Source organism: Sphaerochaeta halotolerans (genome assembly GCF_003429665.1).
Classification (GTDB): Bacteria; Spirochaetota; Spirochaetia; order Sphaerochaetales; family Sphaerochaetaceae; genus Sphaerochaeta; species Sphaerochaeta halotolerans.
The window spans coordinates 1-1322 of the sequence record NZ_QUWK01000039.1 but is presented as its reverse complement, the minus strand read 5'-3'; the positions used below and the strand labels follow the sequence as shown (position 1 = coordinate 1322).

Annotated in this window: 1 protein-coding gene; it reads left to right on the top strand. The window is 42.7% G+C overall.

Features of this window, described 5'->3' with window-relative positions; genetic code table 11:
- Positions 1-318: 318 nt before the first annotated feature.
- Positions 319-1322: Fic family protein (locus DYP60_RS13860; RefSeq protein WP_133299360.1), on the top strand; the 1004-nt coding region annotated here is incomplete at its 3' end.

The window sequence follows — 1322 nt, the reverse complement described above, 5'->3', positions numbered from 1 at the left end:
AAGAAGTAGGCAACCGGGTCTATGGAATTGAATAGATTGGTGTCTTCAGTCTTCCAGACCTCGATGTTCTCCTGTTCCCCTTCGATGGTCCAAAGGTCAGTAATGGGGGGCTCATCTAAAATTCGTCTCAATCTCACCAAAGAAATTGATATCAAAGGAATAGCGTATAGCTGATTTACTGAAGCAGACAAGATGGACAAAGTTTCTCGGCATAAAAGGGTTCCTTGCGTAGCATAGATATCCTAAATTACGCAAAATAATTAGTAATAATGCGTAGAAAGAGTTGTCTAATCTACGCATGTAGTGTATGATGCCTATATGAGTCGTTACATTTGGCAACTCCCTGACTGGCCTAATCTTACGTTTGATGCTTCTCTCTTGCTTGCAACACTCGGTGAGCTTGCATATGCACAAGGAATAGTAGAAACATTGCTCGCCCAAACGGGCATACCGGGGAAATTTGAGTTTGAAGCACAAATTCTCACCGATGAAATCTACCACTCACATGAAATCGAAGGTGAACATCTTGAACAAGTAAAACTGTATTCTTCACTTTGCCGTAGGTTACATGTTCCTAATGCCTCAATGAAACTCTCGGGTCCCCACATTGAAGGAGTAGTGGAATCCTTGCTGGATGCTTTAAAAGGGTCAGATAAACCGGTCAGCCATGAGAGACTGTTTTCTTGGCATCGTACGCTGTTTCCGCAAAACATCAGCGGTCCTTTTTCTATTCGTACTGGAGCCTATCGAACAGATGCCATTGCTGTAGTTGAAGGATCATTCAAGAACCAGCGAGTCCTCTTTCAAGCCCCACCAGCAGAGAGTGTTCTACAGGAAATGGAGGCATTTCTTACATGGGTCAACACTCCTTCTACAATTCCAAATGTAGTAAAAAGTGCAATTGCCCATCTCTGGTTTTTAACGATTCATCCTTTCGAGGATGGCAATGGTAGAATGGCAAGGATTATTAGCGATTATGTGTTGAATCAGAATAATACCGAGAATAAAGTCTTTTTCAGTCTTGCCACCCGGCTCAAGATACACCAAAAGGAGTATTACAAGCAGCTTCAGATGGCACAGAGTGGTGATTTGGAATGTACAACCTGGATTGTCTGGTACCTCTCTCAAATACACGAGGCTCAAGAGACGGTAATAAACACCATCGAGAAGGTACTAAAAATCCAGGGATGGTTCCAACGATATACATTTAATGAGCGTCAAAAAGCAATGTTGGAAAGATTGACCACAGACTTCTATGGGGAACTGACTACCCAAAAATGGGCCAAGCTTTCGCATTGCAGCCATGATACTGCAATACGAGA